This window comes from Streptomyces sp. BR1 (assembly GCF_052373795.1).
Lineage (GTDB): Bacteria > Actinomycetota > Actinomycetes > Streptomycetales > Streptomycetaceae > Streptomyces.
On the sequence record NZ_CM126252.1, the window covers coordinates 1,919,626 to 1,944,720 of the forward strand.

At 70.0% G+C, this 25,095-nt stretch carries 22 protein-coding genes and 5 tRNA genes; 10 read left to right on the forward strand and 17 right to left on the reverse strand.

Going from position 1 to position 25,095, the window contains the following annotated elements:
* Nucleotides 1–77: 77 nt before the first annotated feature.
* From ACT1U9_RS07930 to leuC, 3 genes are all read right to left on the reverse strand, one after another.
* Entirely contained in the window at nt 78–305 is a 228-nt protein-coding gene (locus ACT1U9_RS07930) for a hypothetical protein (RefSeq protein WP_188275272.1), read from the reverse strand.
* Between the two features lie 259 nt (nt 306–564).
* Complete coding sequence (leuD, locus tag ACT1U9_RS07935; protein ID WP_444537655.1) at nt 565–1,158, reverse strand: 3-isopropylmalate dehydratase small subunit; 594 nt, start codon at nt 1,156–1,158, stop codon at nt 565–567.
* A gap of 6 nt (nt 1,159–1,164) precedes the next feature.
* The gene (gene leuC, locus ACT1U9_RS07940) at nt 1,165–2,589 is read right to left on the reverse strand and encodes a 3-isopropylmalate dehydratase large subunit (RefSeq protein ID WP_444537656.1); all 1,425 of its coding nucleotides are present in this window, start codon (nt 2,587–2,589) and stop codon (nt 1,165–1,167) included.
* 172 nt (nt 2,590–2,761) lie between these two features.
* On the opposite strand from leuC, the gene ndgR reads away from it, so the two are divergent.
* Entirely contained in the window at nt 2,762–3,478 is a 717-nt protein-coding gene (gene ndgR, locus ACT1U9_RS07945) for an IclR family transcriptional regulator NdgR (protein ID WP_005311436.1), read from the forward strand.
* Nucleotides 3,479–3,602: 124 nt separating this feature from the next.
* Here the strand turns inward: ndgR and ACT1U9_RS07950 are convergent, their stop codons facing one another.
* A complete protein-coding gene (locus ACT1U9_RS07950) occupies nt 3,603–4,124 on the reverse strand; it encodes a DUF4188 domain-containing protein (RefSeq protein WP_444537657.1) in 522 nt (173 codons plus the stop codon).
* Between the two features lie 81 nt (nt 4,125–4,205).
* Here ACT1U9_RS07950 and ACT1U9_RS07955 point away from each other — a divergent pair, with 81 nt between their 5' ends.
* A complete protein-coding gene (locus tag ACT1U9_RS07955) occupies nt 4,206–4,850 on the forward strand; it encodes a MerR family transcriptional regulator (RefSeq protein ID WP_444537658.1) in 645 nt (214 codons plus the stop codon).
* Between the two features lie 102 nt (nt 4,851–4,952).
* Here the strand turns inward: ACT1U9_RS07955 and ACT1U9_RS07960 are convergent.
* The 10 genes from ACT1U9_RS07960 to ACT1U9_RS08005 form a co-directional block, all read right to left on the reverse strand.
* Nucleotides 4,953–5,025: transfer RNA gene (locus tag ACT1U9_RS07960), tRNA-Glu, on the reverse strand.
* Nucleotides 5,026–5,074: 49 nt separating this feature from the next.
* Nucleotides 5,075–5,146: transfer RNA gene (locus ACT1U9_RS07965), tRNA-Gln, on the reverse strand.
* A gap of 25 nt (nt 5,147–5,171) precedes the next feature.
* Nucleotides 5,172–5,244: transfer RNA gene (locus ACT1U9_RS07970), tRNA-Glu, on the reverse strand.
* Between the two features lie 62 nt (nt 5,245–5,306).
* Nucleotides 5,307–5,379 (reverse strand) — tRNA-Glu (locus ACT1U9_RS07975).
* Between the two features lie 41 nt (nt 5,380–5,420).
* Nucleotides 5,421–5,492, reverse strand: a tRNA-Gln gene (locus ACT1U9_RS07980).
* An 89-nt stretch (nt 5,493–5,581) separates the two neighbouring features.
* Nucleotides 5,582–6,301: an HAD family hydrolase gene (locus tag ACT1U9_RS07985; RefSeq protein ID WP_444537659.1), complete on the reverse strand. Its 720-nt coding sequence runs from the start codon at nt 6,299–6,301 to the stop codon at nt 5,582–5,584.
* A gap of 200 nt (nt 6,302–6,501) precedes the next feature.
* The gene (locus ACT1U9_RS07990; RefSeq protein ID WP_444537660.1) at nt 6,502–6,765 is read right to left on the reverse strand and encodes a hypothetical protein; all 264 of its coding nucleotides are present in this window, start codon (nt 6,763–6,765) and stop codon (nt 6,502–6,504) included.
* Nucleotides 6,766–6,864: 99 nt separating this feature from the next.
* On the reverse strand, nt 6,865–8,343 hold the full coding sequence (gltX, locus tag ACT1U9_RS07995; protein ID WP_444537661.1) for a glutamate--tRNA ligase: 1,479 nt from the start codon (nt 8,341–8,343) through the stop codon (nt 6,865–6,867).
* Nucleotides 8,336–9,109, reverse strand: coding sequence for a fumarylacetoacetate hydrolase family protein (locus tag ACT1U9_RS08000; RefSeq protein ID WP_444537662.1), 774 nt, complete (start codon nt 9,107–9,109; stop codon nt 8,336–8,338). The genes gltX and ACT1U9_RS08000 overlap by 8 nt, the downstream gene beginning before the upstream one ends.
* Before the next feature lie 91 nt (nt 9,110–9,200).
* Nucleotides 9,201–9,380 carry a hypothetical protein gene (locus ACT1U9_RS08005; RefSeq protein ID WP_444539039.1) on the reverse strand — a complete coding sequence of 60 codons (180 nt, stop codon included), beginning with the start codon at nt 9,378–9,380 and terminating at the stop codon, nt 9,201–9,203.
* A 582-nt stretch (nt 9,381–9,962) separates the two neighbouring features.
* Here ACT1U9_RS08005 and ACT1U9_RS08010 point away from each other — a divergent pair.
* The 8 genes from ACT1U9_RS08010 (at nt 9,963) to ACT1U9_RS08045 (ending at nt 20,568) form a co-directional block, all read left to right on the forward strand.
* Nucleotides 9,963–13,682, forward strand: a complete 3,720-nt coding sequence (locus tag ACT1U9_RS08010; protein ID WP_444537663.1) for a nitrate- and nitrite sensing domain-containing protein — start codon at nt 9,963–9,965, stop codon at nt 13,680–13,682.
* Between the two features lie 9 nt (nt 13,683–13,691).
* Nucleotides 13,692–14,105, forward strand: coding sequence for a roadblock/LC7 domain-containing protein (locus tag ACT1U9_RS08015; protein WP_067164664.1), 414 nt, complete (start codon nt 13,692–13,694; stop codon nt 14,103–14,105).
* 109 nt (nt 14,106–14,214) lie between these two features.
* Nucleotides 14,215–14,622 (forward strand): DUF742 domain-containing protein, encoded by a 408-nt coding sequence (locus tag ACT1U9_RS08020; protein WP_188275576.1) that lies wholly within the window; start codon nt 14,215–14,217, stop codon nt 14,620–14,622.
* The gene (locus ACT1U9_RS08025) at nt 14,603–15,184 is read left to right on the forward strand and encodes a GTP-binding protein (protein WP_067164660.1); all 582 of its coding nucleotides are present in this window, start codon (nt 14,603–14,605) and stop codon (nt 15,182–15,184) included. Before ACT1U9_RS08020 ends, ACT1U9_RS08025 begins: the two co-directional genes overlap by 20 nt.
* A gap of 341 nt (nt 15,185–15,525) precedes the next feature.
* Nucleotides 15,526–18,897: a nitrate- and nitrite sensing domain-containing protein gene (locus tag ACT1U9_RS08030; protein ID WP_444537664.1), complete on the forward strand. Its 3,372-nt coding sequence runs from the start codon at nt 15,526–15,528 to the stop codon at nt 18,895–18,897.
* Nucleotides 18,898–18,907: 10 nt separating this feature from the next.
* Nucleotides 18,908–19,321 carry a roadblock/LC7 domain-containing protein gene (locus ACT1U9_RS08035; RefSeq protein ID WP_026057603.1) on the forward strand — a complete coding sequence of 138 codons (414 nt, stop codon included), beginning with the start codon at nt 18,908–18,910 and terminating at the stop codon, nt 19,319–19,321.
* A 115-nt stretch (nt 19,322–19,436) separates the two neighbouring features.
* On the forward strand, nt 19,437–20,006 hold the full coding sequence (locus ACT1U9_RS08040) for a DUF742 domain-containing protein (RefSeq protein WP_444537665.1): 570 nt from the start codon (nt 19,437–19,439) through the stop codon (nt 20,004–20,006).
* The gene (locus tag ACT1U9_RS08045) at nt 19,987–20,568 is read left to right on the forward strand and encodes a GTP-binding protein (RefSeq protein WP_069978110.1); all 582 of its coding nucleotides are present in this window, start codon (nt 19,987–19,989) and stop codon (nt 20,566–20,568) included. The genes ACT1U9_RS08040 and ACT1U9_RS08045 overlap by 20 nt, the downstream gene beginning before the upstream one ends.
* A gap of 136 nt (nt 20,569–20,704) precedes the next feature.
* On the opposite strand, the gene ACT1U9_RS08050 is transcribed toward ACT1U9_RS08045, so the two are convergent.
* From ACT1U9_RS08050 to ACT1U9_RS08060, 3 genes are all read right to left on the reverse strand, one after another.
* Complete coding sequence (locus tag ACT1U9_RS08050) at nt 20,705–20,917, reverse strand: acyl-CoA carboxylase subunit epsilon (protein WP_444537666.1); 213 nt, start codon at nt 20,915–20,917, stop codon at nt 20,705–20,707.
* A 12-nt stretch (nt 20,918–20,929) separates the two neighbouring features.
* The gene (locus ACT1U9_RS08055; protein ID WP_188275580.1) at nt 20,930–22,513 is read right to left on the reverse strand and encodes an acyl-CoA carboxylase subunit beta; all 1,584 of its coding nucleotides are present in this window, start codon (nt 22,511–22,513) and stop codon (nt 20,930–20,932) included.
* Nucleotides 22,514–22,667: 154 nt separating this feature from the next.
* Complete coding sequence (locus ACT1U9_RS08060) at nt 22,668–25,019, reverse strand: polysaccharide lyase 8 family protein (protein WP_444537667.1); 2,352 nt, start codon at nt 25,017–25,019, stop codon at nt 22,668–22,670.
* Nucleotides 25,020–25,095: the final 76 nt, after the last annotated feature.

Below are 25,095 nucleotides of genomic sequence, written 5' to 3' on the forward strand. Positions count from 1 at the left end.
TACCGCAAATCAAACACGAAACGGGCTAATCACCCTAGTGCCGCAACGAAGTCGGCCTTCGCCGAGTTCCTTGTGGCTCAGTCGTCTTCGGGGAATCGGCCCTCGTCGAGGTCCTTCATCAACCGGTCCAGACGCCTTGCCGCATCGGCGAGATCGTGTTTGGCAGCCGCTGTGATGACCAGCAGCTTCCGGGACAGCGCCATCCGTACGCCCTCCGGGACTTGCAGTTCGCGCACTGCTGTGTGCGCTTCTTTCAGTTGGTCCGCGACGACCCGGTAGAGCTTGAGTTGGCTGTCGCGTTCCATGCGCCGATTGTGCCATCTGGGGCGAGTTGTCGCCTCCGGCGGGGGCAACTGAGGGATTCCGGGTGGTTCCCGGCTCTCTCAAGCACCGCCGTACGCACAAGCCCCTATCAAGCCATCTACGGTGCAGACTAGGCTAGTTGACGCCACCCTGACACCCCCCGACGCAACACGCCCCCCGTCTCGAAAGACGGGGGGCGTGTTGGGCCGAAAGGTTCCGAACGGCCTACGGGAGGTGTTCTCGACCGGCCGTACTCGGCGGTCAGACCTGCGAGGTGCTCGGCTTGTGCGAGGGCCGCTTCGCCTCGTACGCGGCGATGTCCGGCTCGTTCTGGAGCGTGATGCTGATGTCGTCCAGGCCGTTCAGCAGGCGCCAGCGGGCGTTTTCGTCGAGTGCGAAGTCCGCCGTGACGCCCTCGGCGCGTACTTGGCGGTCCTGGAGGTCGACCGTGATCTCGGCGTTCGGGTCGCTCTCCGTCAGCTCCCAGAGCGCGTCCACGACTTTCTGGTCGAGAACCACCGTGAGCAGGCCGTTCTTCAGCGAGTTGCCCCGGAAGATATCGGCGAACCGGGACGAGATCACGGTTTTGAAGCCGTAGTTCTGCAGCGCCCAGACCGCGTGCTCACGGGAGGATCCGGTACCGAAGTCGGGGCCCGCGACCAGCACCGAGGCGCCCTGGCGCTCGGGCTTGTTCAGGATGAACTGGGGGTCCTTGCGCCAGGCCTCGAACAGGCCGTCCTCGAAGCCGTCCCGGGTGACCTTCTTCAGCCAGTGGGCCGGGATGATCTGGTCGGTGTCGACGTTGGAGCGGCGCAGCGGGACAGCCCGGCCGGTGTGCGTGGTGAAAGCTTCCATGGCTGATCAGACTCCAGCGGGCGTACGGGCGTCGGAGAGGTCGGCGGGCGAGGCCAGATGGCCGAGAACCGCCGTCGCGGCGGCGACCTGCGGCGAGACCAGGTGCGTACGGCCGCCCTTGCCCTGCCTGCCCTCGAAGTTGCGGTTGGAGGTGGACGCGGAGCGCTCGCCCGGGGCCAGCTGGTCCGGGTTCATGCCCAGGCACATCGAGCAGCCCGCGTGCCGCCATTCGGCGCCGGCGGCCGTGAAGACCTTGTCCAGGCCCTCCTCCACGGCCTGCAGCGCGACCCGGACCGAGCCCGGGACGACCAGCATCCGTACGCCGTCGGCGACTTTGCGGCCTTCCAGGATCGACGCTGCCGAGCGCAGGTCCTCGATGCGGCCGTTGGTGCACGAACCTACGAAGACGGTGTCGACGTCGATGGCGCGCAGCGGCTGCCCGGCCGTCAACCCCATGTATTCCAGGGCCTTTTCGGCCGCCAGGCGCTCCGAAGCGTCTTCGTACGAAGCCGGGTCGGGGACGGACGCCGAAAGCGGCGCGCCCTGGCCGGGGTTGGTGCCCCAGGTGACGAACGGCGAGAGCGCGGAGGCGTCGATGACCACCTCGGCGTCGAAGACCGCGTCCTCGTCCGTCTTCAGGGTCTGCCAGTACGCGACGGCCCCGTCCCAGTCCGCGCCCTTGGGGGCGTGCGCGCGGCCCTCCAGGTAGTCGAACGTGGTGCGGTCCGGGGCGATCATGCCCGCGCGGGCACCGGCCTCGATGGACATGTTGCAGATGGTCATCCGGGCCTCCATCGAGAGCTTCTCGATGGCCGGGCCGCGGTATTCCAGGACGTAGCCCTGGCCGCCGCCGGTGCCGATGCGGGCGATGATGGCCAGGATCAGGTCCTTGGCGGTGACGCCGTCGGGCAGTTCGCCGTCGACCGTGATGGCCATGGTCTTGAACGGCGCCAGTGGCAGGGTCTGGGTGGCGAGCACATGCTCTACCTGTGAGGTGCCGATACCGAACGCCAGGGCGCCGAAGGCGCCGTGCGTGGAGGTGTGCGAGTCGCCGCAGACCACGGTGGTGCCGGGCTGGGTCAGGCCCAGCTGCGGTCCCACCACGTGGACGACGCCCTGCTCGACGTCGCCCAGCGGGTGCAGCCGCACCCCGAACTCCGCGCAGTTCTTGCGCAGCGTCTCCAGCTGGGCCCGGGAGACCGGGTCCGCGATGGGCTTGTCGATGTCGAGGGTCGGGGTGTTGTGGTCCTCGGTGGCGATGGTGAGGTCGAGGCGCCGCACCGGGCGGCCGTTGGCGCGCAGACCGTCGAACGCCTGCGGGCTGGTCACCTCGTGCAGCAGGTGCAGATCGATGAAGAGGAGGTCGGGCTCGCCCTCGGCGCGCCTGACGACATGGTCGTCCCAGACCTTCTCCGCGAGTGTCCTACCCATCGCTTTCCCTCCGGCCGGCTTCGTCGCCGGCCCAACTAGAGACCGGGTGTACCGCCCGGGCCCCCGGGACCGGACGGTGGCTGCGGCCGTTGTGCGGACCGCCAGTACAGGTTCGCAAGTTCCGGAGAAAATTGAACTTGCGTTTCACAGAGTGAGACGCGAGTATCGTTTCATGGACAACTCTAGCGGCGTCGGCGTTCTCGACAAGGCGGCTCTCGTCTTGAGCGCCCTGGAGTCCGGTCCGGCCACCCTCGCGGGGTTGGTCGCGGCCACCGGACTCGCACGACCCACGGCACACCGTCTCGCCGTGGCACTGGAACACCACCGCATGGTGGCGAGGGACATGCAGGGCCGGTTCATCCTCGGCCCACGGCTCGCGGAGCTCGCGGCCGCGGCCGGCGAGGACCGCCTGCTGGCCACGGCGGGCCCCGTGCTCACGCATCTGCGCGATGTGACGGGCGAGAGCGCGCAGCTCTATCGCCGTCAGGGCGACATGCGGATCTGCGTGGCGGCGGCCGAGCGGCTTTCCGGCCTGCGGGACACGGTGCCGGTGGGCTCCACGCTCACCATGAAGGCCGGGTCCTCCGCGCAGATCCTGATGGCCTGGGAGGAGCCGGAGCGCCTGCACCGGGGCCTCCAGGGCGCGCGCTTCACGGCGACGGCCCTGTCCGGCGTACGGCGCCGGGGCTGGGCCCAGTCGATCGGCGAGCGCGAGCCGGGCGTGGCCTCGGTCTCGGCGCCGGTGCGCGGCCCGTCCAACCGCGTGGTGGCCGCCGTCTCGGTCTCCGGACCGATCGAGCGCCTGACCCGGCACCCGGGCCGGATGCACGCCCAGGCGGTCATCGACGCCGCGGCGCGCCTCTCGGAGGCCCTGCGCCGCAACGGCTGACGTATCACTTCTGCCACGTACGGCCCACCGCTTCAACGCCGCAGCGGTGGGCCGTAGGTGTGTCCGCGCACAGACGGGGAGGGGCCCGCCGCCGTGGCAGGCCCCTCCCCGTCCGCGTACCCGCTCAGCCCGCCTTCTCGGCCTTCGCCCCGGCCGAGCGGTGGGCGAACCGGTCCGCCGCGTACCGGCCGCGCTTCTCCAGCGGCAGCACCCCCGTGGCCGCCGCCAGGCCGATGGGCGGCATATCGGCGTAGATGGCCTCGTACGAGCCCTCGGACGCGATGTACGTCTCGTGCCAGATCCCGACGTGGCCGCGCATCTTCCCGGCCCGGTCCTTGCGGTTGACGACCGCCCAGGCCCGGTGGTGGAACATCTCCGGGGACTTGGCGTACTCGTACAGCTTCTCCTTGGACTCCCAGTACTGGACGACGTAGTACGTCCGCGGTGAGCCCGTCAGCAGCACGCGGCTGAGCAGCCCCCGGGCGGGATCGCGCGCCAGCTCGTTGAGCATGCGGAACATCGACAGCATCACCGGCACCCACTGGTGCACCGCCCAGAAGTGGTTGACGCGCATCCCGATCAGCAGGACGACCACGTCCCCCTCGGCGGCTGCGGTCGTCTTGCCCATGACGGGCTTGCGAAACATGTCGGCCCCCTCGTTGGATACCGGCACTATCCAAGTGCTGGTGATTGGATAGTGGCGCTACCCAAGGAAAGGTGTCAAGGGATGCGACTGTCGGAGTTGAGCGAGCAGACCGGTGTGCCCGCCGCGACGATCAAGTACTACCTGCGGGAAGGGCTGTTGGCGCCCGGCCGCCGCATCACCGCGACCACGTCCGACTACGACGAGGAGCATGTGCGCCGGCTCCGGCTGGTGCGCGCGATGATCCAGGTCGGGCGGCTGCCCGTGGCCACGGTCAAGGAAGTCCTCGGACACGTCGACGACGATTCGCTCGGCCGCACGATCCGGCTGGGAGCCGCCCTGTGGGCGCTGCCGCAGGCTCCCGAGCCCGAGGAGGACGACGAGATCGTGCGGGAGGCGCACGGGGAGGTGGAGAAGGTCATCCAGACCCTGGGCTGGACGAACGCCCAGGCCCTGAGCACCATCTCCCCCGCCCACCGCTCGCTGGTGCTCGCGGTGGCCGCACTGAGAAGGCTCGGCTACACCTGGGATGCCGAACTGCTCATGCCGTACGCCGAGTTGATGCACCAGGCGGCCGTCCGCGATCTGGACTACGTGGAGACGCAGCCGACGGAGCGGGAGCGGATCGAGACGGCGGTCGCGGCGACGATCCTGGTCGAGCCCGTACTGAAGGCGCTGCACCGGCTGGCACAGGAGGAGGAGTCGGCGAGGCGGTACGGCTTCGAGTGACGCAGCACCGAGCCCGTACAGCCTCCCCGGCCTCCGGGGAGGCTCCCGGTCTCCGGGAACGGCGAAGGCCCCCCACCGAAGTGGAGGGCCTCGCTTCGTAAGTACCCCCGACCGGATTCGAACCGGCGCTACCGCCTTGAGAGGGCGGCGTGCTAGGCCGCTACACAACGGGGGCTCACGTTCGGATCTTCTTGACGAAGACCCTTGGATCTTGTGGGATCCAGCTGGGCTACCAGGACTCGAACCTAGAATGACGGTACCAGAAACCGTAGTGTTGCCAATTACACCATAGCCCATGGTGGTTTAGACCAGTACTACCAGTACCCCCGACCGGATTCGAACCGGCGCTACCGCCTTGAGAGGGCGGCGTGCTAGGCCGCTACACAACGGGGGCCCTAGCGATCCTGCATGAGGGGCAGCGGGTGCGACCCGTACTGCCTCCCTGGGAAGGATCTGTACCCCCGACCGGATTCGAACCGGCGCTACTGCCGTGAGAGGGCAGCGTGCTAGGCCGCTACACAACGGGGGCTTTGCGGATCTGGAATCCGCGGTGCAGATAAGCTCTGCGAGCTGGCCTACCAGGACTCGAACCTAGACTAACGGAACCAGAAACCGTCGTGCTGCCAATTACACCATAGGCCACCAAAACGCAACCCCCGAGGGGGGTCTTGCTCGGCTTGCGCTTTCGGTTCCGGGCTTTTCTTCCCGCTCCCCTCGGCGCAGGAAGAACATTACCCGAAGGTGTCCGGCGCTCCAAAACGGGTATCGCCGCGCAACAGCCCAGGCAGCTCGTGCAGGCCGGTGATGCGGACGAGTTCGGGCCTGCCGCCCACGCCCCGGCGGTCCAGCCAGATCCCCAGCAGCCCCGCGTCGGCCGCGCCGCGCGCGTCGATGTCGGGCTGGTCGCCGACGTACGCGACCTCGTCGGGCGCCAGTTCCAGCGCCTCACAGGCCGCGTGGAAGGCCGCGGCCTCGGGCTTGGAGATCCCCAGCTCGGCCGCGCACAGGACGGCCTCGAAGCGGTCGCGCACACCGAGCACGCTGAGCTTGCGCTCCTGGTGCCACTGTGAGGAGTTGGAGAGCACGGCGTGCCGGTAGCCGTCGGCGAGAAGGTCCAGGGCGGGCACGGCGTCCGGGAAGAGCGACCAGGCGGCCTCGTAGTGCACGACGTGCCGCTCGAACCAGGCGTCCGCCGCGACGTCGTCAAGATCCGCCCCCAGAAAGGACCGCACCCGGTCGCGCCGCTGCCCCGGCCAGTCGGTCTCCCCCGCCGCGAACCGCGCCCAGTGGTACGCGGTGACCTCGTCCCAGCTTTTGAGCGCCTGCTCGACGGACGCGTACGCCCCGGGCAGCCCCTCGGCCCCGAGATGCGCCCGCATCCCGTCCCGCGCGGCCGTCGCGTAGTCGAAGATCGTGTCGTCGATGTCCCAGAGGACGGCTCGGGTGGCCATGATCCGACGGTACTCCGCACCCCGGGGGCGGGTGCGGGCATTCGCATATGCCCGAGGGGCTTTACGGCTTCCCCGGCCAGGTCTTCCACGGCTTTCGGCGCCGAGAAGTCGAGCGGGATCACCGACCTCGATCACCACGAGCCCGGACTGCATTCGACGGCCCCGGCAGAGCGCGAGGACCGCCGTATGGTCGAGGATGATCACCTGCGGCCCCCGACCCGGTGCGCCAGGATGTCCTGGCGCCACTGCTCCGCTGCCCGCAAGTCGTCGTCCGTGAGGTCCACCCCGAAGTTCGCTCGCACATAGGCCACCGCCCGGGCGGTCCGCTCGGCGCGCTCGGACTCGGTGGGAGTCGCGGCCACCACGCGCTCGACGTAGGCACGCGTGCTCAGGCCCCGTTCCTCGGCGAGTTGCCGGATCCGGTCCCGGGCCTCATCGGAGATCTTGATGGTCGTGTCCGCCATGCGTCCAGAATGCGGATGAATACCGTTCCTGGGGGCGGAATTACGCAGAGGGGCGGCAGCCGGGTCGGCTGCCGCCCCTCGGGACGTAAGAGGAATCGCTTACGCGGTCAGCTTCGCCAGCGCCGCGTCGATGCGGGCCAGCGTCTTCTCCTTGCCCAGGATCTCCAGGGACTCGAAGAGGGGAAGGCCCACCGTGCGGCCGGTGACGGCCACGCGGACCGGGGCCTGGGCCTTGCCGAGCTTCAGGCCGTGTGCCTCACCGGCGGCCAGGACGGCCTCCTTGAGGGACTCCGGCGAAGTCCAGTCGGCGCTCTCCAGCTTCTCGCGGGCCGTGCGCAGCAGGGCGTCGGAGCCCTCCTTCATCGCCTTCGCCCACGACGCCTCGTCCTCGACCGGCTCCTTCAGGAAGAGGAAGTCGACGTTGGCCGTGATGTCCGAGAGGACGGTGACACGGGTCTGGGCGTGCGGCGCGATGGCCTCCCAGGCGGCGCGGTCGAAGTCCTCGGGCGCCCAGTTGGCGTGCGGGGCGGTCAGCCACGGCTCGCAGGCGGCCGTGAACGCCTTCACATCGAGCATGCGGATGTGGTCCGCGTTGATCGACTCGGCCTTCTTCAGGTCGAAGCGGGCCGGGTTGGCGTTGACGTCCGCCACGTCGAACTTCGCGATCATGTCGGAGATCGAGAAGACGTCCTGGTCGGCCGAGAAGGACCAGCCGAGCAGCGAGAGGTAGTTGAGCAGGCCCTCCGGGAGGAAGCCGCGCTCCCGGTAGATGTTGAGGGAGGCCTGCGGGTCGCGCTTGGAGAGCTTCTTGTTGCCCTCGCCCATGACGTACGGGAGGTGGCCGAAAGCCGGGGTCTCCTTGGCCACGCCCAGCTCGATCAGCGCCTTGTAGAGCGCGATCTGGCGGGGGGTGGAGGAGAGCAGGTCCTCGCCGCGCAGGACGTGGGTGATCTCCATCAGGGCGTCGTCGACCGGGTTCACCAGCGTGTACAGCGGGGCGCCGTTGGCGCGGACGATGCCGTAGTCCGGCACGTTGTCCGGGGTGAAGGTGAGCTCGCCGCGGACCAGGTCCGTGAAGGTGATCGGCTCGTCGGGCATCCGGAAGCGCACGATCGCGGTGCGGCCCTCCGCCTCGTACGCGCTCTTCTGCTCCGCGCTCAGCTCACGGCAGGCGCCGTCGTAGCCGGACGGGCGGCCGGCCGCGCGGGCCGCGTCGCGGCGGGCGTCGAGCTCCTCGGTGGTGCAGTAGCAGTGGTACGCGTAACCGCCCGCGAGCAGCTTCTCGGCGACATCCTTGTAGATGTCCATCCGCTGCGACTGCCGGTAGGGCGCGTGCGGGCCGCCGATCTCGGGGCCCTCGTCCCAGTCGAGGCCCAGCCAGCGCAGCGAGTCGAGCAGCTGGTTGTACGACTCCTCGGAGTCGCGGGCCGCGTCGGTGTCCTCGATGCGGAAGACCATGGTGCCCTGGTTGTGCCGCGCGAACGCCCAGTTGAACAGGGCGGTGCGGACCAGACCGACGTGCGGGTTGCCGGTCGGGGAGGGACAGAAACGTACGCGGACGTTCGTCGCGTTAGCCACGCTTGATCACCTTGTTGGTGAGAGTGCCGATGCCTTCGATGGTGACGGCGACCTCGTCGCCGACGTTGAGGGGGCCGACCCCGGCGGGGGTGCCGGTGAGGATGACGTCGCCCGGGAGCAGCGTCATCGCCTCGGTGATGTGGACGACCAGGTCCTCGATGGAGCGGATCATGTCGCTCGTGCGGCCCAGCTGACGCTGTTCGCCGTTGACCGTCGCCTGGATCGTGAGATCGCTGGGGTCGAGGTCGGTCTCCACCCAGGGGCCGAGCGGGCACGAGGTGTCGAAGCCCTTGGCCCGGGCCCACTGCTTCTCGCGCTGCTGCGCGTCGCGCGCGGTGACGTCGTTGGCGCAGGTGTAGCCGAAGATGACGTCCTTGACGCGCTCGCGCGGGACCTCACGGCACATCCGGCCGATCACGACGGCGAGCTCCGCCTCGTGGTGCAGCTCGTTGGAGAAGGAGGGGTACTCGATCGCGTCGCCGGAGCCGATCACCGAGGTGGTGGGCTTGAAGAAGGCGACCGGAACCTCGGGGACCTCGTTGCCGAGCTCCTTGGCGTGCTCCGCGTAGTTGCGGCCGATGGCCACGACCTTGTTGGGGAGCACCGGCGGCAGCAGCCGGACCTTGCTCAGCGGCACCTTCGTACCGGAGAGCTCGAACTCGGCGTACGGGATGCCCTTGATGATGTCGAGGACGGGCCCTTGCGGGGTGTCCTCGACCGCGCCGAAGGCGACATTGCCGTCGATGGAGAACCTGGCGATGCGCACGGGATGCTGTCGCCCCTCACTTGGTCGCTGGCTGGAGACTGACGCTCCAGGCTAACGCGGGTGAGGGGGGCGACCTCCCTGTACAGGCGCGTTACGCGCCGACGACCGGGGCGTCCATGAGGATGGTGCGGCGCGGGTTGGCCGTCTGGGTGGGCAGGTCGACGGAGTGCTCGGGCAGGAGCTCCGCCTGCATCTCCTCGGCGTCCGCGAGGTGCGCCAGGGTGGTGCGGCGGGGGTTGGCTATGTTGCGCATCATCATCGTCGTCTTCATCTGCCGTTCGAACCCTGTCGGTTGCGGGCGCGCGGCGGCGCCGGTTGTCGGATTGGCCATCCCTGTAAAGCGTCAGGCTAAACATTCGAATTCCCGGCAAAGGGCCGTAGAGGCGACGATCATCGTGTGAGTTTGCTCACGAGTCGGTGAACAATCCGGGCATTACACCCCGTCAATTCCGGCCACCGAAACGGACATTGCACCACTGAACCCTCCATTCCGCTCTTGATCATGGCGACTGGGTAACTCCCCCCACCTAAACGACTCGTCCGTAAACGTCCGAATCATCCGTAGGCACTTTCTACGGCTTGTCACCCGCCCATCACCATGTGTCACCTAGGTCACAGCCCGGTACGCGGGCCTTGTTGGAGATCCGGCACTGTGCTGGAATTCCACGCACCGCCGCGGGTCACTGACCGGCGCGCAGGGGCGCAACGCAGCGCCGAGTGGCGGCGGGGAGGGGGAGACCAACAAGCGCCGGTCACTCACGACCAACACATGGGGCGCACACTTGCCCCACGACGCCGACACCGTCCCTTCCGTTCAGAGCGGGGGACGCCTGGTCCAGAGGTTGCGACGCTAGTGCAGGGACGTTTCAAGAGGGATGGCAGCGCTGCGGCGGAGCAGGAGCCGCACGGCGGGACTGGCCCCACATCAGTCAGTTCCTCGCCCCAGCACGCCCAGAACCCCCGGGCCACCCAGAACCCTTCGGCCCCATCGCCGGGCGGCGACGAGGGCTCCGGTCCGGCCGGCTCCCCCGGCCGCCCGGGCAAGAAGGGCGGCTCCAAGGCGAGCGGCAAGGCGGGCAACGCCAAGTCGAGCGGCACCAAGTCCGCCGGCGCCGAGAAGCCCGCGGCCGCGCCCCAGGCGAAGCCCGCCGTCGACACCGGCTCGCGAATAGCCCTGCGCAACTGGCGCATCTCCACCCGACTGGTCGCGCTGCTGACCCTGCCCGTGGTCGCCGCGACCACCCTCGGCGGGCTGCGCATCAACCAGTCGATGAACGACATGAAGCAGCTCGACCACATGCAGCTGCTCACCGACATGACCAAGCAGGCCACCGAGCTGGCCGCCGCGCTCCAGGAGGAGCGCGACAAGTCCGCGGGCCCGCTGGCCACCGGCACCGGCTCGGACATGGTCTCGACGGCGCGGTCCACCACCGACCGGGTCAAGCAGTCCTTCATGACCGCGACCCAGGACGTCGACAACCCGGACAACGACGACGCGCTCGAATCGATCCGGCAAAACGTCACGGCGATCGCGATCCAGCTCCAGGACCTGGACAACATCCGCCGCAGCGCCTACCAGGGCAACGTCTCGGACTCCCAGACGGTCGAGAGCTACAGCCGCCTCATCCGCGGTCTGCTCAGCCTCTCCCAGGACATGGCGCAGGCCACCTCCAACCCGGAGATGATCAAGCGGACCCGTGCACTGGCCGCGTTCTCCTCCGCCAAGGAGTACGCCTCTATCCAGCGCGCGATCATCGCCGCGTCGCTCCCCGCGACCAAGGACAAGGCCGGCACGCTCTCCGAGCCCGACCGCCTCTACGCCAAGTCCGCCCAGGACGGCGAGCGCCAGCAGCTCCAGTCGTTCGCCACGGTGTACAACGGCAACGGCGGCAAGGCCGAGGAGCTCACCGCGCCGCTCGACAAGGGCAACTCGGAGATCACCGCGGCCAACGCGTACTCCCAGCGTGTCCTCAAGGGCGGTCTGGCCACGGAGACCAAGCGCTCGTACCTCGACTGGTACGACCAGGACTCCAACAAGATCAACCAGATGAAGACGATCGAGCAGACCCTGCTCGGCGAGATGGAGCAGAAGGCCCGTGAGCTGCGCGACCAGTCGCAGCGGGACGCGATCCTCAACGGTGCCCTGATCCTCATCGTCCTCGGCGTCTCGCTGGTCGGCGCGTTCGTCGTGGCCCGGTCCATGATCCGCTCGCTGCGGCGCCTCCAGGACACCGCGACCCGGGTCGCCCAGGACCGTCTGCCCGAGCTCGTCAAGCAGCTCTCCGAGTCGGACCCGCAGGACGTCGACACCTCCGTGGAGTCGGTCGGCGTGCACTCCCGGGACGAGATCGGCCAGGTGGCCGCGGCCTTCGACGACGTGCACCGCGAGGCCGTACGACTCGCCGCCGAGCAGGCCCTTCTGCGAGGCAACGTCAACGCGATGTTCACCAACCTCTCGCGCCGCTCGCAGGGCCTCATCCAGCGTCAGCTCTCGCTCATCTCCGAACTGGAGTCCCGCGAGGCCGACCCGGACCAGCTCTCCTCGCTCTTCAAGCTCGACCACCTCGCGACCCGTATGCGCCGGAACGGCGAAAACCTCCTCGTCCTCGCCGGTGAAGAGCCGGGCCGACGCTGGACCCGCCCGGTCCCGCTGGTCGACGTGCTCCGCGCCGCCGCCTCCGAGGTGGAGCAGTACGAGCGCATCGAACTGGCCGCCGTGCCCGCGACCGACGTCGCCGGCCGCGTGGTCAACGACCTCGTGCACCTGCTCGCCGAGCTGCTCGAGAACGCCACCTCGTTCTCCTCGCCGCAGACCAAGGTCCGCGTCACCGGTCACGCGCTGCCCGACGGCCGCGTCCTGGTCGAGATCCACGACACCGGCATCGGCCTCTCCCCCGAGGACCTCGCCGCGATCAACGAGCGGCTCGCGTCGCCGCCCACCGTGGACGTCTCGGTCTCGCGCCGCATGGGTCTGTTCGTGGTCGGCCGCCTGTCCCTGCGACACGGCATCCGCATCCAGCTGCGCCCCTCCGACTCCGGCGGTACGACGGCGCTCGTCATGCTGCCCGTCGATGTCGCCCAGGGCGGCAAGAAGGCCCCGGGCAAGCCCGGCGGCCCCCAGACGCAGGCCCCTTCGGGCCCCGGCGCCGGACGTCCCGGTGTCACCCCGGGCCCCGGTGCCCGGGCCGGTCTCGCGGCCGCGCTCGGCAGCGGCCCGGCCGGTGGTCCGGGTGCGCCCGGCGGCCGGCTCGGCGCGGGCGCCCCGCGCGGCCAGGTGGGCGGCGGCGGTCCCCGTGCCGCGCTGCCCCCGCGCGACAGCGGCCAGCAGCCGCCCCGCCAGGGCCAGAACCAGGGCGGCTTCGGCCAGGGCGGTGCCTTCGGCACCGGCGCCCCGGCCCAGCAGCCCCCGGCCCCGCGCCGCGGCGACCGTCCGCTGACCCCGCCGCCCGGCGCCCCGCGCGCCGAGCTGCCCGGCGGCAACCCGCAGCAGCAGCGCCCGCAGGCGGCGAGCTGGGGCAACGACCAGCCGTCCCTCGATGTGCCGCGCGGCCACGAGGAGCACACCGGCCAGTACCCGGTGCCGTCGCTGGACGAGCGCCAGGGCCCCGGCTCCACCGCCGAGTTCGCCCGCCCCGACTTCGACGGGCCGCCGCCCGGCCAGGGCACCGCGCCCCAGCCGCCGCAGGCGGGCGGTCAGTTCGTCCGCGGCGACGTGTTCGGCGCGCCCCAGGGCAACCAGGACCCGTCGCAGACCGGCCAGTTCGCGAGCCCCACCTCGTACAACGGCCAGAACGCGGCACCGAACAGCGGCCAGAACACCACTCAGCACACCGGCCAGTTCGCCCGGCCGCCGATGGGCGACCGGCAGGGCCCGGGGGCGACCTCCGAGTTCGCCCGGCCGGACTTCGACGCGCCGCGTCCGCCCGTCCCCCAGCAGCCTCAGCCCCAGCAGTACCAGCAGCCGCAGCAGCCCCGGCAGAACCAGGGACCGCGTCCGGCCGCCGGCAACCTGCCGGAGCGGACGCAGCCCGAGGCCCTGCCGCCGGCGCCCAACTCCGGTGACGGCCGTACGCCGCTGTACGACACGCTGGAGACCAACTGGTTCAACCAGCAGGGCGGTCAGCAGGACGGCCAGGCCCCGCAGGGCCAGGGCGGTCAGGGCGGCCCGCAGGGTGCGCGTCCCGCGCAGCACCCGGCCGCGCCGCAGCAGCCCGCCGAGCGCCGTCCGGCGCCCGCGTCGCGCGACGCCGGTGCCAACGGCGCGGGCGGCAGCGGCTCGTGGCGCCCCTCGCCCAACGACGAACTCGTCCGCCAGGCCGAGCGGGCCCGCAAGCCCGCAGCCGGCGGGATCACCACTTCCGGTCTGCCCAAGCGGGTCCCGCGTGCCAACCTGGTCGCGGGCACCGCCCAGCAACAGCAGAACCAGGCAGGCCCCCAGGTCTCGCGTGCGCCCGACGATGTGCGTGGTCGCCTGACCAATCTCCGCCGGGGTATCCAGCAGGGGCGGCAGGCCGGCAACGGCCCGTCGACCGGCAGTTTCTCGATGGACCCCACTCACCAGCAGGAGCGTTAGTTGAGTCAGATGAGCCAGGCGGCGCAGAATCTGAACTGGTTGATCACCAACTTCGTGGACAACACCCCCGGGGTGTCCCACACGGTGGTGGTCTCCGCCGACGGCCTGCTGCTTGCCATGTCCGAGGGTTTCCCGCGGGACCGTGCCGACCAGCTCGCGGCCGTGGCGTCCGGTCTCACCTCGCTGACCGCGGGTGCGTCCCGGATCTTCGAGGGCGGCACCGTCGCCCAGACCGTGGTCGAGATGGAACGCGGTTTCCTCTTCCTGATGTCCGTCTCCGACGGCTCCTCCCTGGCCGTGCTCGCACACCCCGAGTGCGACATCGGCCTGGTGGGATACGAGATGGCCCTCCTGGTCGACCGTGCCGGGTCCGTCCTCACCCCGGACCTGCGCGCGGAACTCCAGGGGAGCCTGCTCCACTGAGGCCCCCCACTCAGTCAGAAACCACCGTCCGGCCGCACCCCGCCCCCCACCGGCCACATCAGACGGCTCGAAGACACTCGCTGTCACTGCTGTCCCGCCCGGAGGATCCATGACCCCGCCACCCGCCTCACACGATTCGTACGGCGCTCTGCACGACGCGCACTACGACAGTGATGGCGACCAGCCGCTGGTCCGCCCGTACGCCATGACGGGCGGCCGCACCCGGCCGCGCTACCAGCTCGCCATCGAGGCACTGGTCAGCACGACCGCGGACCCCGCGCACCTGGCCACGCTGCTGCCCGAGCACCAGCGCATCTGCCACCTGTGCCGTGAGGTCAAGTCGGTGGCGGAGGTCTCGGCGCTGCTGCAGATGCCGCTCGGCGTCGCCCGGATTCTTGTCGCCGACCTGGCGGAGGCCGGCATGGTGGCGATCCACCAGCCGGGCAATGGAGAGGCCGGCGGCACGCCGGATGTGACGCTGCTCGAAAGGGTGCTCAGTGGACTTCGCAAGCTCTAGCGGCGGTGCTGCCCGCTCCACCACTTCCGCGAAGATCGTGGTGGCGGGCGGCTTCGGCGTGGGCAAGACCACGTTCGTCGGCGCGGTCTCGGAGATCAACCCCCTGCGTACCGAAGCCGTGATGACGAGCGCGAGCGCCGGGATCGACGACCTGACGCACACCGGGGACAAGACGACGACGACCGTCGCCATGGACTTCGGCCGCATCACCCTGGACCAGGACCTGATCCTGTACCTGTTCGGCACGCCCGGTCAGGACCGCTTCTGGTTCATGTGGGACGACCTGGTACGCGGCGCCATCGGCGCCGTGGTCCTGGTGGACACCCGCCGTCTGGCCGACTGCTTCCCGGCGGTCGACTACTTCGAGAACAGCGGCCTGCCGTTCGTGATCGCGCTGAACGGCTTCGACGGCCACCAGCCGTACACGCCGGACGAGGTGCGCGAGGCGCTGCAGATCGGTCCGGACGCCCCGATCATCACCACCGACGCCCGCCACCGCGGCGATGCGAAGAGTGCGCTGATCACGCTGGTGGAGCACGCACTGATGGCACGACTCAAGTAGGCAGGGTCGTACGGCAGTTGTCGTAGAGGAACGGGGGGCGGACTGTGTCCTTTGACACGATCCGCCCCTGTGTTCATAACGTTTCGACAGAGAATTCGCACGTCACGGACACCCGGCGCGTTCACACGGTGTCGCTGCGCTCACATTGGCCCCGCCTTTTGACGGGGCTCGCTCTTTATGCCCGTTTTATCTGAGGCGTGTGCCACTCGGAACCGCAGATTCCAGCTGTTTGGAACGGAACCGCCCGGCGTGCTGGAATTCGACGAACTCCCGAGTAGTACGGCTCAGAACATTTAAAGGCACACCGCGAGAGGTGCCGGCGCCGAGAGGTTGTTGGTCGAGTGAGGCGAAGCACGACGAGCTCCGCGACGCAGCAGGCGCGGGGCAACTTCACCCCGCCGCAGCGCAATGCGGTGCAGCCTGACGAGTTGCCGACGCCCTCCGGGGGCAAGGGCGGGGGCAAGGCCTCCGGACCCGACACCGGCAGCCAGAGCAGGTTCTCGCCGCGCAACTGGCGGGTGGCCACCCGTCTGAACGCCATCCTCCTCATCCCCGTCCTCGTCGGCCTCGTCATGGGCGGCTTCGAGGTCAAGGGATCCATCGACACCTGGACCCAGGCCAAGGACGCCGAGAAGACGGCGCTCATCGTGCGCGCCGCCTCGGACTACGGCCAGGCCCTGCTCAACGAGCGTGACCTCACCGCTCAGCCGCTGCTGCAGAACAAGCGCGACAGCGACGTCATCAACAAGGCGTACGCCACCTCGGACGCGGCCCGCGCCAAGTTCGACGACGTCGTCAAGGGCATGCCCGACACCGCGAGCCTCAAGCGCCGTCTGGCCAAGGTCCGCGAGGCCGAGAAGAACCTCGACATGCTCCGCAAGACGGCCTTCACCAAGGGCGTCGAGGCGAAGAACCCGGTGCTCACCGAGGAGGGCTACACGGCCATCCCGCACTACCTGAGCACCTTCTCCAACGAGCTCGGCCTCGGCACCGGCAACATCACCAGCTACGGCCGCATGGTGTACGCCGTCGACCTCGCCAAGGCCGCGGAGTCGCTGCAGCGCTCGATCGGCATGCACCTGCTGATCCGCCCCAGCGAGGACCCGCAGACCTTCCAGATGCAGGTCAAGGCGTTCAACTCGTACAACTACCTGGAGTTCATCGCGCTCGGCGAGTTCGACGCCGGTGGTACGGACGCCGACAGCGCGCACCTCAAGCAGGTCATGGCCGCCAAGGCCGCCCAGTCCGCCAAGGACTTCCCCGGCGCCACCCAGCAGCCCGACACCGGCGCGCACATCGGTGCCGCCCCGGTCCGCGACGGCTCGGTCTACAACGGCATGGCCGCGGCGCTCGGTGAGGCCACCAGCGTCAAGCAGCTCAAGGCCCAGAAGATCTCGCCCGACGCGTGGATGTCCGCCGCCACCGCCAAGTTCGACGGCTACACCGAGATCGAGACCGACCTGGTCGACCGGGCCGTGACCGAGGCCGGTCAGATCGCCGACGACGCCAAGACCTCCGCGTACATCAACGGCGCGATCGTCGTGGTCTCGCTGCTCGCCGCGTTCATCCTGGCCGGCATGGTGGCCCGCCAGATGAGCCGCTCGATGCGCCGTCTGCGCTCCGCCGCCTTCGAGGTCGCCGAGACGCGCCTGCCGATGCTCGTCGACCAGCTCTCGCGCACCGAGCCCGGCCGGGTCGACACCCGCGTCGAGCCGATACCGATCACCTCCACGGACGAGATCGGCGAGGTCGCCCGCGCCTTCGACCAGGTCCACCGCGAGGCCGTCCGGCTCGCCGCCGAGCAGGCCCTGCTGCGAGGCAACGTCAACGCGATCTTCACCAACCTCTCGCGCCGCAACCAGTCCCTGATCGAGGGCCAGCTGACCCTCATCACCGACCTGGAGAACAACGAGGCCGACCCGGACCAGCTCGAAAGCCTCTTCAAGCTGGACCACCTCGCGACCCGTATGCGCCGCAACGGCGAGAACCTCCTGGTCCTCGCCGGCGAGGAGCCGGGCCGCCGCTGGAACCAGCCGGTCCCGCTGGTCGACGTGCTGCGCGCCGCCTCCTCCGAGGTGGAGTCGTACGAGCGCATCGAGCTGACCGGTGTGCCGGAGAGCGAGATCCACGGCCAGGCCGTGACCGACCTCGTGCACCTGCTCGCCGAGCTCCTGGAGAACGCCACGACGTTCTCCTCCCCGCAGACCAAGGTTCGCGTGACCGCCACCCGGCTCCCGGACGGCCGCGTCATGGTCGAGATCCACGACAAGGGCATCGGCCTCACCGCCGAGGACTTCGCGGACATCAACCACAAGCTGGCGAACCCGCCGACCGTGGACGCGGCCGTCTCGCAGCGCATGGGCCTGTTCGTGGTCGGCCGGCTCTCCGACCGCCACGGAATCCGGGTCCAGCTGCGCCCGTCGGGCGAGCAGGCGGGCACCACCTCGCTGGTCATGCTCCCGGACGCGATCACCCACGGTGGCGGTGGCCAGCCGCTGCCCGGCGACGACTTCACGGTCTCGCAGATCATCCCGGAGCAGCAGAGCTTCGAGGCCCCGGCCGCCCCGGCGATGCGCACCGCCGCCGAGCTCGGCTTCGACGACTCCCGCTACGAGACGGGCGAGCAGGGCGAGGCCCTTCAGCTCGACCCGGTCAACCGCTCGCTGATGCGCGAGGAGCGCCGCGCGGCCCTGGAGGCCCAGGCGCACGGCGGCGACCGCCCGCTCTTCCGCGACGAGGTCGACGGCCGGCAGCAGTACGACGAGGGGTACGACCAGCAGTCCTACGAGGGCCAGGGCGAGACCGCCCAGTTCGACGCGTACAACCCCCAACAGGGCGGCTACGAGGGCCAGTACGACGGCTCGCAGCAGTACGCGCAGGACTACTCCGACGGGTACCAGCAGGACGCGTACGGGCAGCAGAACGGCCACCGCGACGGCTACGCCGAGCAGGGTTACGCGGACGCCGCCTACCAGGCGCCGGCGGCCGACGGGCAGCACTACGACGGCGGTTACGGCACCACCTCCCAGCAGGACGACTGGCCGACCAGCTCCTCGTACCAGGAGAGCGAGACCGGTTCCTACCAGGCGCCGTACGCCTCCGAGTACCAGCAGGGCGGCCAGGAAGCGGAATCCGCTCCGGACGTTCCCGCGGGCGCTCCCGAGCGCGTAGGCTTCGACCGGCCGGGCCCCACCCCGGCCTCCGCCCACGAGCTGACCGGCGCCGGTCTGCCCAGGCGCGGCAGCCAGCAGCCGCAGCAGCAGCGCTGGCAGCCCGCCGCTCAGGAGCCGCAGCAGCAGTCCGAGCCGCAGCGCCCCGAGCAGCCGCGGCAGCCCGTCAACGGCAGCGGCCCCGCGACCCGTGACGGCTCCCGAAACGGAACCTCTCCCGAGTCCGGCGTCGCCGCCGACGACGCCCCGGCCACCGCCGACGAGCCGACGGGCGACTGGCGTTCGACCAACGACGAGCGCTGGACGCGCGCCGAGAAGCTGCGTGAGCCGAAGGCCGGCGGGGTCACCCCCTCCGGTCTCCCCCGGCGGGTGCCCAAGGCCAACCTGGTCGAGGGCGCGGCCGAGCAGACCCCGCAGGGCGGCCCACAGGTCTCCCGCGCTCCGGAGGACGTACGCGGCAGGTTGAGCAACCTGCGCCGCGGCGTCCAGCAGGGCCGCAGCGCGGGGTCGGACACCAGTAACACCTACAACCAGGAGCGTTAGTGTGAGCCCGATGAGCCAGGCGGCGCAGAATCTGAACTGGTTGATCACCAACTTCGTGGACAACACCCCCGGGGTGTCCCACACGGTGGTGGTCTCCGCCGACGGACTCCTGCTGGCGATGTCCGAAGGCTTCCCCCGGGACCGGGCCGATCAGCTGGCGGCGGTCGCCTCCGGTCTGACGTCCCTGACCGCGGGAGCCTCCCGGATCTTCGAGGGCGGCGCCGTCAACCAGACGGTCGTGGAGATGGAGCGCGGCTTCCTCTTCATCATGTCCATCTCGGACGGGTCCTCGCTCGCCGTACTCGCCCACCCCGAGGCCGACATCGGTCTCGTGGGCTATGAGATGGCCCTCCTCGTGGACCGCGCGGGCACGGTTCTCACCCCGGACCTGCGGGCGGAACTCCAGGGCAGCCTTCTCAATTAATTGTGAAATTCCGGTTCTCAACCGGCAGACAGGCAGTGCGTTTCTCGCCACCGCGCCATAAGGTGCGGTGGCGCGGCCCCAATCAAATGGGCGACCGGCAGTCGGAGGAGGAAACGTGACAACACCCCCAGGCGGACACCCATACAGCGGTGGACAGCAGTCTCCGGGTGAGCACGGGCACAACCGGTTCAACTTTCCCTCCGCGCCCAGCAGACACGGCCAGGGTCAGCAGCCTTACCAGCAGCCGCACCGGCAGCCGAGCCCCTACGACCAGCCGCCGCAGCCCCGCATCGAGCCGGTGGCGCCGCGGCAGGTCCCCAAGCCTTCCCCGGCGGGCGGCACGCACAACCCCCTTGTGCGTCCGTACGCCATGACCGGCGGCCGCACCCGGCCGCGCTACCAGCTCGCCATCGAGGCGCTGGTGCACACCACGGCGGAACCGTCGCGGCTGCAAGGGCAGTTGCCCGAGCACCAGCGGATCTGCCATCTGTGCCGTGAGATCAAGTCGGTCGCCGAGATCTCGGCACTTCTTTCCCTCCCCCTCGGCGTTGCCCGAATCCTCGTCGCCGACCTGGCCGAGGCCGGACTTGTCGCCATCCACCAGCCCGGCGGCGACGAGTCCGCCGGCGGCCAGCCAGATGTGACACTGCTCGAAAGGGTGCTCAGTGGACTTCGCAAGCTCTAGCGGCGGTGCTGCCCGCTCCACTACTTCCGCGAAGATCGTGGTGGCGGGCGGCTTCGGCGTGGGCAAGACCACGTTCGTCGGCGCGGTCTCGGAGATCAACCCCCTGCGTACCGAAGCCGTCATGACGTCCGCCTCGGCGGGCATCGACGACCTCACGCACACGGGCGACAAGACGACCACCACGGTCGCGATGGACTTCGGCCGCATCACGCTCGACCAGGACCTGATCCTGTACCTCTTCGGTACCCCCGGTCAGGACCGCTTCTGGTTCATGTGGGACGACCTGGTACGCGGCGCCATCGGCGCGGTCGTGCTCGTCGACACCCGCCGCCTCGCCGACTGCTTCCCCGCGGTCGACTACTTCGAGAACAGCGGCCTGCCGTTCGTCATCGCCCTCAACGGCTTCGACGGCCACCAGCCGTACACCCCCGACGAAGTCCGCGAGGCCCTCCAGATCGGCCCGGACACCCCGATCATCACCACCGACGCCCGCCACCGCGCGGACGCGAAGAGCGCGCTGATCACTCTGGTCGAGCACGCGCTGATGGCCCGGCTGCGCTAGCGGCCCACCCCCCTTCACCGACGCCGGGACCCGCCACGGGTCCCGGCGTTCGTGCTGTCCGGGGTAGCCGTTCAGGAACGCCGAAGGCCCCGCCGCTCCACTTAAGGAGCGGCGGGGCCTTCTCAGGCGTACGGGCCTAGCCCTGCCAGGAGTGTGGCGCTCGGAAGCCGGGCGTGCGCTCCAGGCGGCGCCAGCCGGCCGTGTCGCGGCCCCGGGACGGGGTCGTGGCGGTCCGGGCGGCGGCGCGGGCGAGCAGGACGGCGGTGATGGCCGCCAGCTCCTCCGGGGCCGCGTCGCCCTTCTCCACCCGCAGGACGGACGCGGAAGGGACGGAAGTCGGGGTGTTCACTCGTGCTCCTCGTTACTGAGGCGGGTTGCCGTGCTTGCGGGACGGCAGGTCGGCGTGCTTGGTGCGCAGCATCGCGAGGGAGGCGATGAGCACCTCGCGGGTCTCGGCGGGGTCGATGACGTCGTCGACCAGGCCCCGCTCGGCCGCGTAGTACGGGTGCATCAGCTCGGCCTTGTACTCCTTGACCATGCGTACGCGCATGGCCTCGGGGTCCTCGGCCTCCGCGATCTGCTTGCGGAAGATGACGTTGGCGGCGCCTTCGGCGCCCATGACCGCGATCTCGTTGGTCGGCCAGGCGTAGGTGAGGTCGGCGCCGATGGACTGGGAGTCCATGACGATGTACGCCCCGCCGTAGGCCTTGCGCAGGATCAGCGAGATCCGGGGCACGGTGGCGTTGCAGTACGCGTACAGCAGCTTGGCGCCGTGCCGGATGATTCCACCGTGCTCCTGATCGACGCCGGGCAGGAACCCGGGTACATCCAAAAGGGTGATAATCGGGATGTTGAAAGCATCGCACATCTGGACGAAACGGGCAGCCTTTTCCGACGCCTCGATGTCCAGGACGCCCGCCAGCGTCTGCGGCTGGTTGGCCACGATGCCGACGACCTGGCCGTCAAGGCGGGCCAGCGCGCAGATGATGTTGCGGGCCCAGCGCTCGTGGATCTCCAGGTAGTCGCCGTCGTCGACGAGCTCCTCGATGACCTTGTGCATGTCGTACGGGCGGTTGCCGTCGGCGGGCACCAGGTCGAGCAGCACGTCGCCGCGCCGGTCGGCCGGGTCCTCGGCGGGGTGCGAGGGCGGGTTCTCGCGGTTGTTGGAGGGCAGCATCGACAGGAGGTAGCGCACCTCCTGGAGGCAGCTCTCCTCGTCGTCGTACGCGAAGTGCGCCACACCGGAGGTCTCGGCGTGCACATCCGCGCCGCCCAGGCCGTTCTGCGAGATCTCCTCGCCGGTCACCGCGCGGACGACGTCCGGGCCGGTGATGAACATCTGGGAGGTCTCGCGGACCATGAAGACGAAGTCGGTCAGGGCGGGTGAGTAGGCCGCGCCACCGGCGCAGGGGCCGAGCATCACACTGATCTGCGGGATGACACCCGAGGCCCGCGTGTTGCGCTGGAAGATGCCGCCGTAACCGGCGAGCGCCGAGACGCCCTCCTGGATACGGGCACCCGCGCCGTCGTTCAGCGAGACCAGCGGAGCACCGGCCGCGATGGCCATGTCCATGATCTTGTGGATCTTGGTCGCGTGAGCCTCGCCCAGCGCACCGCCGAAGATCCGGAAGTCGTGCGCGTAGACGAAGACCGTACGGCCCTCGACCGTGCCCCAGCCGGTGATGACACCGTCCGTGTACGGCTTCTTGGCCTCCAGGCCGAAGCCGGTCGCACGGTGGCGCCGCAGCTGCTCGACCTCCTTGAACGAACCCGGGTCGAGCAGCAGCTCGATGCGCTCGCGCGCGGTCAGCTTGCCCTTGGCGTGCTGCGCTTCGGTCGCGCGCTCGCTCGGCCCGCGCCGGGCCTGCTCGCGCAGGGCCAGCAGCTCGGCCACGCGGCCACGCGCGTCACTCGGCTCACCCGGGGTTTCGTCCACAACGGTCATGCATCGACCCTACGAAGTCGACCAAGAATTTCCCGCCGTCGACTTCGCACAGTCTCCGGACCTTTTTCCTGGTAGCCCTGAACAGAACATTCCCGCGATGCAGCCGAAGTGCCAGCTCAGGACCGTCCGGCTTTGTTGGGGTCCAACAACCAGGTCACATGAGACCCACGTCACACCGGTGGCTCGCACCGGCCGTGCCGGGCGTGATCCGCAGCCGTAGCACCGCTCCGGTGGCAAGCACCTCGACCGACGGATCGGCGCTGGTCACCCGTCGTACGGGATGGTGCCAGGTGAGCTCGAAGGGCCGGCCGGTGCGCGGCGGCTCGCTCACCCGCAGCGCGGCGCTCGCCCCCTTGCTCCGTACGAGCACGCTCGCCGGTGCGGTGACCGCGAGCGGACCCGCGCTCCCCGGCTGCCAGAAGTTCGCGCCGACAAGGCCGAGCGAGGGCACCGAGACGGCCTGGCAGGCGGCCGTGTTGGCCAGCACCGACAGCCATCCCCGGTCCGCCGCGCGCGCCGCGACCGTGGCCCGTGAGGCGCCCGGCATCAGCTGGTAATGGTACGAGGCGCCCACCGGGTCGACCCCGTGGTCCAGCCACAGCGTCTGGTACGTCCGGGTGCGGCGCTCGGTCGAGCTGCCGGTGTTGATGTCGCCCCACGCCCCGGTCCGGTCCTCGCGCAGGGTGTGCAGCGCGCCCGTGCCACCGGGGAACACCCAGCCGCCGTGCCCGTCGAGGTGCGCCCAGCGCGGGCGGGAGCCGGTGTCCAGGGTGAACGCGTTCGTGCCGCCCTCGCCGAGGTTGCGGTTGTCGACGACGGTCTCGACCGGGACGCCGTCGCTCGCGGTGATCCCGGCGCCGAGGCAGACGACCGTACCGGCCGTGCAGAACCAGGACTTACGGGCTTCAAGCGTCGAGCCGAGCCCCTTCACCTGCTGCCCGACCGCCGCGAACTCGCCGTCGCTCGCCCCGCCCACCCAGGTCACGGCGGGCTTGGCCGCGCCCCACTCGCCGCCCGCCTTGTCGGCGAGCCGCTTGGTGGAGACGGTGGTCCCCGGCAGCCGGTACGGGTCGACGGTCGGCCAGAACCAGTCGGTGTACTGGTCGTTGCCCTGCTCGCCGGGCCACCAGTAGAGCATTCCGGCGCCGGTGTGCCAGCCGCGCGGGTTCTCGCCGTTGCCGCACTCGTAGTACGAGATCCGCTCCGAGGCCATGGAGATGTTCGCGGTCCAGCCGGGGCGGCGGTGTACGGCCCGGTCCATCGCGGCGAACAGGGTGTGCCCGACCGGCTCGGGCGCGGCCGCCACCGGCGAGTCGGCGATCGCCTGGAGCCGGGCGAGGTCGGCCACGCCGAACTGGCGCGCGGCGAGGTCGAGATGGCCGGGGTCGCGCTCGGCCCAGCCCTTGACCATCCCGTACCAGCGGGTCCGCTCGGCCTCGGAGGCGCCGCCCGCGAGCACCGCGATCGCCGCGATCAGTCCCTGCCCATGGAAGTGGTCGCTCCGCATCACCTGCAGATCGTCGTTCAGCAGATAACCCCGGCTCACCGCACGCCCGTTGACGCTGTCCATCACCAGCCCGTTGTGGATCAGCGGCGCGTACGCGTGCTCCACGCTGTCCAGGATGATCTGCCGGTTGGGGTCGGTCACCGCCCAGCTCGACCCGGCGAGCAGTGTGAAGAGCCGCCCGAGCCCGTCGAGCATGACCTGTCCGTACGTACCGGAGTAGGCGATCGAGGTGTGCTGGACGAACGATCCGTCGGCGTAGAGGCCGTCGCCCTTGGTGACGTACGGGAAGACCGGGGACAGGGCGTCCCTCGCGAGCGCGAGCTTGGCGGGGGTGCGGCCGACGGCCCCGCGCACCGCGACCGACCGGCACAGGTCGACGCGGTTCGCGCCGGTGGAGGTGCCCGAGTAGACGCCGAGCGCGGAGTCGGGGACGAAGTGGTCGACGGCCGCGCAGGCCGCCTGGACGCGGTCGTCGGTGAGCTCGTCGTGGAGCGCGTTGACGAGGTCCATGAGGAGTCTGGGGCTGCCGATCTGCCACTCCCACCAGTTGCCGTAGCGGGTGGTGGTGGGGTTGTAGACCGTCGCCGAGACATGGTCGAGGCCGGTGACGACGTCGGCGAACAGGGAGGCGTCGCCGGTCAGTCCGGTGCCGGGCTGGAGGTAGGCCTGGGTCATGGTCCACAGCCGAGAGTAGCTCTGGGTGATCCCGGCGGGCGGGTCGAACGGGGCGTCGGGCCACAGGGAGTCGGCCGCCGGGGCCATCGAGGCGCGGAAGGTGCGGGCGAGGTCGCCGGTTCCCTTGAGCCGCGAGGCGTACGGCTCGGCGCCCGCGTCGAACCCGGTGCCCAGCGACAGATCCCGCCAGCGCTTGCGCAGGACCGCGTACTCGTCGTCGGCGGCCCGCACCCCCGGCGCCGTACCGAGCAGGAGAGCGCTTGCTCCGGTGGCGGTGAGGAAGGTGCGACGGGACCACTCGGGCAGTGCGGGCGACTCGGACACAGGGGCTCCCGGGGAGGTGGTGTAGACCGCTGCCCGCTGGTGTAGCACGGTGCGCCCGAGGCGTTCAATGCCCCGG

Bases quoted from the DNA above. Each gene is read 5' to 3' on its own strand.
- ACT1U9_RS07930 (WP_188275272.1), bottom strand. From the start codon at position 305: ATGGAACGCGACAGCCAACTCAAGCTCTACCGGGTCGTCGCGGACCAA.
- leuD (WP_444537655.1), bottom strand. From the start codon at position 1,158: ATGGAAGCTTTCACCACGCACACCGGCCGGGCTGTCCCGCTGCGCCGC.
- leuC (WP_444537656.1), bottom strand. From the start codon at position 2,589: ATGGGTAGGACACTCGCGGAGAAGGTCTGGGACGACCATGTCGTCAGG.
- ndgR (WP_005311436.1), top strand. From the start codon at position 2,762: ATGGACAACTCTAGCGGCGTCGGCGTTCTCGACAAGGCGGCTCTCGTC.
- ACT1U9_RS07950 (WP_444537657.1), bottom strand. From the start codon at position 4,124: ATGTTTCGCAAGCCCGTCATGGGCAAGACGACCGCAGCCGCCGAGGGG.
- ACT1U9_RS07955 (WP_444537658.1), top strand. From the start codon at position 4,206: ATGCGACTGTCGGAGTTGAGCGAGCAGACCGGTGTGCCCGCCGCGACG.
- ACT1U9_RS07985 (WP_444537659.1), bottom strand. From the start codon at position 6,301: ATGGCCACCCGAGCCGTCCTCTGGGACATCGACGACACGATCTTCGAC.
- ACT1U9_RS07990 (WP_444537660.1), bottom strand. From the start codon at position 6,765: ATGGCGGACACGACCATCAAGATCTCCGATGAGGCCCGGGACCGGATC.
- ACT1U9_RS08005 (WP_444539039.1), bottom strand. From the start codon at position 9,380: ATGAAGACGACGATGATGATGCGCAACATAGCCAACCCCCGCCGCACC.
- ACT1U9_RS08015 (WP_067164664.1), top strand. From the start codon at position 13,692: ATGAGCCAGGCGGCGCAGAATCTGAACTGGTTGATCACCAACTTCGTG.
- ACT1U9_RS08020 (WP_188275576.1), top strand. From the start codon at position 14,215: ATGACCCCGCCACCCGCCTCACACGATTCGTACGGCGCTCTGCACGAC.
- ACT1U9_RS08035 (WP_026057603.1), top strand. From the start codon at position 18,908: ATGAGCCAGGCGGCGCAGAATCTGAACTGGTTGATCACCAACTTCGTG.
- ACT1U9_RS08055 (WP_188275580.1), bottom strand. From the start codon at position 22,513: ATGACCGTTGTGGACGAAACCCCGGGTGAGCCGAGTGACGCGCGTGGC.